We start from the raw sequence: 6,873 nt of genomic DNA, 5'->3' as shown, positions 1-6,873 counted from the left end.
TTTTATAAGCATCCGCCCCCCCCCTACATAAACACCCCTCCTACCACACACTTCCCCACCCCGCCGCCCTTCCTATCTGTTTCCCCGGGGCCCCGCCCGGGGCCCCGCCCGGGGCCGCGCCCGGCACTCCGCCCGTCACCGACGAGTTCGTCCGCGCCCTCTACGTCCCGCTCGCCCGGCTCCTCAAGGCCGATCTGCGGCTGGAGCGCGAGCGGGCCGGCCGTCTCCTCGACACCCGGTTCTGACCGGACGACCGCGCACCCGTACGCGCACGGAAGGAGCGAACCCCATGGCCACCGCCGCCCCGAACGACGAACCCGCCGTCAGCGTCTGCTTCGTCGTCACCATCGACGACATCGAGCTCGGGTCCTTCAACACCTGTGAGGGCCTGGGCTGCGAGGTCGTCCTGGAGACCCGCGAGGAGGGCGGCAACAACGGGCACGTCTGGCAGCTGCCGACGCGCCTGAAGTACTCCAACGTGAAGCTCTCGCGCCCGCTGACCCGGGAGACCGAGAAGGTGGCCCGCTGGTTCGCGAGCATGACGACCGGCTTCACCCGCAAGACCGCCCACATCGAGGCGCGGACCGGGGACGGGCGCAAGGTCGCCCAGTGGGGGCTCCTGGAGGTGGTGCCGGTGCGCTGGACCGGGCCGTCGTTCACGCCCGAGTCGCCGAAGGTGGCGATCGAGACGATCGAGATCGCCCACCACGGCTATGTGATGGAGGGCTGAGCGCGATGACCCCACCCGGCGCCCCCATCGCCTTCAGCGCGGCCGGCACCTCCGGTGTGGCCTCGGCCGGGAAGGGCGGTTCCGCCCGGCCGAAGCTGGAGCACGCGTATCTGGAGCTGCGGACGCCGCCGTCGGGCGGGGGGCTGACGCCCGGGGCGCCGTGCGGGCGGATCGACTTCCAGTTCAACCCGAAGGAGTTGAGCCTCACGAAGGCGGCGGCGTGGAAGCGCACGCCCGCCAAGGGCGCGAAGAGCGCGGGTCCGCCGGAGTACCAGGGGCCGCAGCCCAGCAAGTTGACGGTGGAGATGTTCTTCGACGCGGGCGACACGCAGGACACCCGGGTGGTGACCTCGGTGGAGCAGCTGTTCGCGTGCTGCGTGCCGACGAGCGAGAGCCGGCAGCAGCAGCGGTCGTCGCCGCCGTGGGTGGTGTTCCACTGGGGCGGGCTGACCGGCTTCCCCGGTTACGTCAGTCAGGTGCAGGCGAAGTACACGCTGTTCACGACGTCGGGCGTGCCGATCCGGGCGGTCTGCCTGGTGACGATGGAGGAGATCAGCGGGGAGACCCCGGGACAGAACCCGACCTCCGGCGCGCTCACCGCCCGTCGTACGCACCGGGTGGCGGCCGGGGACTCGCTGCCCTCGCTCGCGCAGCGCGAGTACGGCGATCCGGCGGCCTGGCGGGTGATCGCGGAGGCCAACGGCATCGACGACCCGCTCCGACTGGCGCCCGGCACCCGCCTGTTGCTGCCCGCCCCGGACGAACTCGGGCGGCTGCGCGGGCAGTCCGCGCCGGACCGGCGGGGGGCGTGATGGCGCCGCCCGGAGTCGCCTCGGCGCTCGTGGTGGAGGTCGGCGGGAGCCCGCTGCCGGCCCGCCTGATGAACACCCTGGTCGAGGGGTACGTCGACGACAGCCGTACGCTGCCGGACCTGTTCCTGCTGCGGTTCCGCGACCCGGACCGCACGCTGCTCGCGCAGGGCGGGATCGCGGTCGGCGCGGAGGTCCGGCTGCTCGCGCGGGGCGGGGGCGGCACCGAGCCGCGGCCGCTGCTCGACGGGGTGGTGACGGCGCTCGAACTGGAGCTGGACGAGTCGGGCACGTACACGGTGGTGCGCGGGCTCGACGAGACGTACAAGCTGCTGCGCGGGGCGCGGGTGGCCGGCTACCAGAACATGACGCTCTCCGACATCGTCGCCCAGGTCGCCCGGCGGGCCGGCCTGGCGCCGGGCACGGTCGACGTGGCCGGTCCGGTGCTCGACCACGTGGCGCAGGCCAACGTCAGCGACTGGGAGTTCGTGCGCGGCCTCGCCGAGGAGGCGGGCGCCCAGGCGTACGTACGGGACGGGGCGCTGCACGTGGTGCGGCCGGCCGAGGCGGGCGGGGCGCCGGACGCGTCGGCGCGCGCGGACCGCGATCCGCTGGTCCTGGAGCGGGGGGCGAACCTGCTGCGCTGCCGGGCCTCGGTGTCGGCGGCCGAGCAGGTCTCCGAGGTGGAGGTGCGGGGCTGGGACGTGCGGGGCAAGCGGGCCCTGGTGGGCCGGGCGCCGGCGGGCACGTCGCCGACGCTGGCGCTCGGGGTGACGGCCGCGCAGGTGACGGAGCCGTTCGGGGAGGCCCGGCACGTGGTGACGGACGGCGGTTACGGCACGCAGGAGCGGGTGGACCGGGCGGCGCAGGCGCTCGCCGAGCGGATCGCCGGCTCGTTCGCGGAGCTGGAGGCGGTGATCCGGGGCAATCCGGAGGTGCGGGCGGGCTCGGCGGTGGCGCTGAACGCGGTCGGCGCGCCCTTCGAGGGCCGGTACACGGTCACCTCGTCGCGGCACGTCTTCGACGCGCTGCGCGGGTACGAGACGTGGATCACGGTCTCCGGACAGCAGGAGCGGTCGCTCTTCGGCCTCACCGGCGGGCGGGCCGACGGGGGCCGGGGGGCCGGCGGGCTGGTGAACGCGACGGTGACGGACACCCAGGACCCGGAGGGCTCGGGCCGGGTGAAGGTGGCCTTCCCGTGGCTGTCGGACGAGTACGCGAGCGACTGGGCGCGGACCGCGCAGGCGGCCGGCACGGGCGGCGGCGAGCCGTACATCCCGGAGGTCGGGGACGAGGTGGTGGTCGGCTTCGAACTGGGGCGCCTCGACCGGCCGTACGTCCTGGGCGGGCTGTACAACGGACAGGACCGGCCGTCCGGGGGCGGTGCGGTGGACCCGACGTCGGGGGCGGTGGACCGGCGGGCCTTCGCCTCGAAGGGCGGGCACAGGCTGGAGCTGCTGGACGCGGCGGGCGGCCCGCAGGGGGTGCGGCTGCGGACCGGCGACGGGAAGCTGACGATCGACCTGGACCAGTCGGGGACGGCGGTCGCCATCGGGAGCGACGGGTCGGTGCGGATCACCGCGCGGGAGAAGGTGTCGATCACGGCCTCGGGCGGGGTGAGCGTCTCCGCCGAGCGGGGCGCGCTGGAACTCAGCGGCGACAGCGTGTCGGTGACGGCACGTCAGGGAGTGAGCGTGGACGGCGGGCGGGGCGCGGTCCGGCTGGCGGCCGGCGGCGCGGTCGACGTGCGGGGGTCGGAGGTCACGGTGGACGGCACGCGGCGCACGGAGCTGAAGGGCGGCACCACGCTCTCCGTCAGCGCGCCCCTGGTGAAGATCAACTGACGGGTACGGGGGGAGACATGGCACAGTCAGCGGCCGCCGCTCGGGTCGGCGACCCGACCGCGCACCCGGGGATGATCGGCCCTCCCGGGGTGACGTCGGTCCTCATCGGCGGCCGGCCGGCCGCCACGGTCGGCACCGCGCATCAGTGCGCGTCGCCCGCCGCGCACCCGCCGTCCGCGCTGGCGCCGCCCGGCTCCACGACGGTGCTGATCGGGGGCCGACCGGCCGCCCGGGTCGGAGACCTGTCCGGCTGCGGGTCGGCGGTCGTGTCGGGCTGCGCTTCGGTGCTGATCGGAGGCTGAGGGGACCATGGGACAGGAGTTCATCGGCGCGGGGTGGGCCTTCCCGCCGCGCACGGACGCGACCGGGTCGATCGCGCTCGTCCGGGGCGAGCGCGAGCTGGAGGAGTCGATCCGGCTGATCCTCGCGACCTCGCCCGGCGAGCGGCCGATGCGGCCGGAATTCGGCTGCGCGATCAACGACTACGTGTTCGCGCCGGCCGACGCGGGGACGGCCGGGCAGCTCGCGTACGAGGTGCGCCTCGCCCTGGAGCGGTGGGAGCCGCGGATCGAGGTGACCGAGGTGGCGGTCCGCTTCGACGAGGCCGACAGCGGGGTGCTGTACATCGACATCGGCTACACCCCGCGCGGCGCCAACGACCCCCGCAACCTGGTGTTCCCGTTCTACGTGATCCCGGAGGAGGAGCGCGCGTGACCCTGCCGAGCCCGAATCTGGACGACCGGCACTTCCAGAGCCTGGTGGACGAGGCCAAGCGGCTGGTGCAGCGGCGCTGCCCGGAGTGGACCGACCACAACGTGTCGGACCCGGGCGTCACCCTCATCGAGGCGTTCGCGACCATGGTCGACCAGCTCGTCTACCGGGTGAACCGGGTGCCGGAGAAGAGCTATCTGACCTTCCTGGACCTCATCGGGGTGCGGCTCCACCCGCCGACCGCCGCCGGCACCGACGTCACCTTCCGGCTCTCGGCGCCGCAGCCGGAGCCGGTGTTCGTCCGGGCCGGTACGGAGGTGGCGACGGTCCGCACCGAGACCGAGCCGGCCGTGGTCTTCGGCACCACCCGGGACCTGACCATCGTGCCCTGCGCGTACGCGGCGCTCGCGACCCTGCCGGCGGCGGGGGCCGGGCCCGCGGCCGCCGTGGACCGCACCGAGGAGCTGGCCCTCCGCCGCGACGTGCCCTGCTTCTCCCCCGCGCCCGCCCCCGGCGACGCCCTCTACGTGGGCCTGTCGGCGGCCGTGCCCGCCGGGGTCGTGGTGCTGCGCCTCGACTGCGACGTGCAGGGCGTGGGCGTCGACCCGCTGCGGCCGCCGCTGGTGTGGGAGGCGTGGGACGGCGACCGCTGGGCGGCCTGCGAGGTGGAGAAGGACGACACGGGCGGCTTCAACCGGTCCGGCGAGCTGATCCTGCACCTGCCGGCGACCCACACCGCCCTGAGCGTCGTCCGGCGCGCCGGCGGCTGGCTGCGCTGCCGGCTCGTGGCGGCGGAGCCGGATCAGCCGACGTACGTGGCGTCCCCGGTGGTCCGCGGGATCACGGCCTTCACCATCGGGGCGACGGTGGGGGCCGAGCACGCCGAGCGGATCACGGACGAGGTCCTGGGCACGGCCGAGGGGGTGGCGGGGCAGTCCTTCACCGTCGCCCGTCCTCCGGTGGTGCCCGGCGAGTTCACCCTGGAGGTGACGGCGCCGGACGCCGCCGACGGGGCCGACGCGCCCTGGAGCCGGGTCGACGACTTCGCCCACTCCGGCCCCGGCGACCGGCACTTCATCCTCGACGAGGGCACCGGGCGCGTCGAGTTCGGCCCGGCCGTCCGCGAACGGGACGGCACCGTACGGTACTTCGGCCAGGTACCGCCCAAGGGGGCGACCGTCCGGGTCCGCGCGTACCGCACCGGCGGCGGGGTGCGCGGCAACGTGGCCCGGGGCACCCTGCGCGTGCTGCGCGGCACGGTGCCGTTCGTGGCGCGCGTGGAGAACCGCCGGCCGGCGCTGGGCGGGGTGGACGGCGAGACGGTGGAGAGCGCGCGGGTCCGCGGCCCGCTCACCCTGCGGACGCTGCAACGGGCCGTCGTGCCGCGCGACTACGAGCTGCTCGCCCGCGAGGTGGCCCCGGACGCGGCCCGCGTGCACTGCGTCCCCGAGGACGGCGAGGGCGGGGTGCGGCTGCTCCTCGTGCCGGCCGGGCGCGGCGACGCCCGCGGCCGGATCGCCTTCGACGAGCTGATCCCCCCGCCGCGGACCCTCCAGCGGATCGCGGAGCACCTGGACGCCCGCCGCCCCGTCGGGGCGCGGGTGGTCGTCGAGCCGCCGTTCTACCAGGGCGTCACCTTCGTCGCGACCGTGCAGGCGAGCCGCGGCGCCACCGCCGAGCGGGTGCGGGAGGAGGCCCTCGCCGCCCTCGACGGCTACTTCAACGCGCTCACCGGCGGCCCGGCCGGCGACGGCTGGCCGTTCGGCCGCCCGGTCCAGACCGGCGAGGCGTACGCGGTGCTCCAGCGGGTCCCGGGCGTCGACCTGGTGGACGACGTGCGGCTCTACCGGGCCGACCCGGTGACCGGGCAGCGCACCGAGGTGCCCGACGGGCGGATCGCCCTCGACCGGCACGCCCTCGTCTTCTCGTACGACCACCAGCTGAGGGTCCGGGAGGGCTGACCGCCGTGCGCACCGACGTCCCCGGGCTGCCGAGCCCGCACCCGCTGATCGACCTGCTGCCCGCGGTCTACCTGGAGCACGACTTCCTCGCCCGGTTCCTGGCCGCGCTCGACGAGGCCCTGGCGCCGGTGCTGCTGAGCCTGGACAACCTCCCGGCCCACCTCGACCCGCGCACCGCGCCCGAGGACTTCCTCGACTGGCTGGCCGGCTGGGTCGCCGTGGAGCCGCACGACGAGAGCCCGCCGGAGCGGCGCCGGGCCGCCGTCCTCGGCGCGGTGGACCGGCACCGGGCGCGCGGGACGGCGGCCGGTCTCGCGGAGGCGCTGCGCCTGGAGACGGGCGGGGCGCGGGCCGAGATCACCGAGAGCGGCGGCACGGTCTGGTCGGCCACACCCGGCACCCCCCTGCCCGGCACCCGGCGGCCGTGGGTGACGGTCCGGCTCGTCCTGCCGGACCCCGGGCGGGTCAACCGGGCCCGCCTGGAGGAGCTGATCACCGCCGAGATCCCGGCGCACGTCGGCTTCACCCTGGAACTGCTGCCCGGAGGTGCGGGATGACCTGTCCGACGTGCGGCCGCCGCAACGACCCGGGCACGCCGTTCTGCGCCTCCTGCGGGGCGTTCCTGAACTGGGACGGGGAGCGGGAGGCGGAGCCCGGGGAGGGCGGGGGTTCCCGTACGGGCACCGGCTCCCGTACGGAGGCGGGTACGGGTACGAGCCGAAACCCGGCCGAGCCGCCCCCCGTCCCCGCGCCCGCACCCGCCCCCGTACCGGCGGCCCCACCGCCCCCGGCCCCCGCGCCCGTCCCCGCGCCGCCGG

7 protein-coding genes and 1 pseudogene are annotated in these 6,873 nt (G+C 75.7%); all 8 read left to right on the top strand.

What is annotated here, in order from left to right:
• The first annotated feature begins 289 nt into the window (after window positions 1-289).
• Window positions 290-730 carry a phage tail protein gene (locus tag AB0E83_RS34590; RefSeq protein WP_362120658.1) on the top strand — a complete coding sequence of 147 codons (441 nt, stop codon included), beginning with the start codon at window positions 290-292 and terminating at the stop codon, window positions 728-730.
• Window positions 731-735: 5 nt separating this feature from the next.
• A complete protein-coding gene (locus AB0E83_RS34585; RefSeq protein ID WP_362120656.1) occupies window positions 736-1,542 on the top strand; it encodes a LysM peptidoglycan-binding domain-containing protein in 807 nt (268 codons plus the stop codon).
• A complete protein-coding gene (locus tag AB0E83_RS34580; protein WP_362120654.1) occupies window positions 1,542-3,383 on the top strand; it encodes a VgrG-related protein in 1,842 nt (613 codons plus the stop codon). The genes AB0E83_RS34585 and AB0E83_RS34580 overlap by 1 nt, the downstream gene beginning before the upstream one ends.
• A 17-nt stretch (window positions 3,384-3,400) precedes the next feature.
• Window positions 3,401-3,685, top strand: coding sequence for a PAAR domain-containing protein (locus tag AB0E83_RS34575; protein ID WP_362120652.1), 285 nt, complete (start codon window positions 3,401-3,403; stop codon window positions 3,683-3,685).
• A gap of 7 nt (window positions 3,686-3,692) precedes the next feature.
• On the top strand, window positions 3,693-4,097 hold the full coding sequence (locus AB0E83_RS34570; RefSeq protein ID WP_362120650.1) for a GPW/gp25 family protein: 405 nt from the start codon (window positions 3,693-3,695) through the stop codon (window positions 4,095-4,097).
• Window positions 4,094-6,055: a putative baseplate assembly protein gene (locus tag AB0E83_RS34565; protein ID WP_362120648.1), complete on the top strand. Its 1,962-nt coding sequence runs from the start codon at window positions 4,094-4,096 to the stop codon at window positions 6,053-6,055. The genes AB0E83_RS34570 and AB0E83_RS34565 overlap by 4 nt, the downstream gene beginning before the upstream one ends.
• Before the next feature lie 5 nt (window positions 6,056-6,060).
• Window positions 6,061-6,612, top strand: coding sequence for a phage tail protein (locus AB0E83_RS34560; protein ID WP_362120646.1), 552 nt, complete (start codon window positions 6,061-6,063; stop codon window positions 6,610-6,612).
• Window positions 6,609-6,873: pseudogene (locus tag AB0E83_RS34555) on the top strand (zinc ribbon domain-containing protein); the annotation flags it as partial. The gene AB0E83_RS34560 and the pseudogene AB0E83_RS34555, both read left to right, overlap by 4 nt.

It is taken from the genome of Streptomyces sp. NPDC035033, from assembly GCF_040636735.1.
Lineage (GTDB): Bacteria > Actinomycetota > Actinomycetes > Streptomycetales > Streptomycetaceae > Streptomyces.
Note: the sequence above shows the minus strand (reverse complement) of the source record. Positions and strands in the feature narration are given on the sequence as shown.

What these genes read in the sequence shown, in the direction of transcription:
- AB0E83_RS34570 (WP_362120650.1), top strand. Translation starts at nt 3,693, where the DNA reads ATGGGACAGGAGTTCATCGGCGCGGGGTGGGCCTTCCCGCCGCGCACG.
- AB0E83_RS34585 (WP_362120656.1), top strand. Translation starts at nt 736, where the DNA reads ATGACCCCACCCGGCGCCCCCATCGCCTTCAGCGCGGCCGGCACCTCC.
- AB0E83_RS34590 (WP_362120658.1), top strand. Translation starts at nt 290, where the DNA reads ATGGCCACCGCCGCCCCGAACGACGAACCCGCCGTCAGCGTCTGCTTC.
- AB0E83_RS34580 (WP_362120654.1), top strand. Translation starts at nt 1,542, where the DNA reads ATGGCGCCGCCCGGAGTCGCCTCGGCGCTCGTGGTGGAGGTCGGCGGG.
- AB0E83_RS34575 (WP_362120652.1), top strand. Translation starts at nt 3,401, where the DNA reads ATGGCACAGTCAGCGGCCGCCGCTCGGGTCGGCGACCCGACCGCGCAC.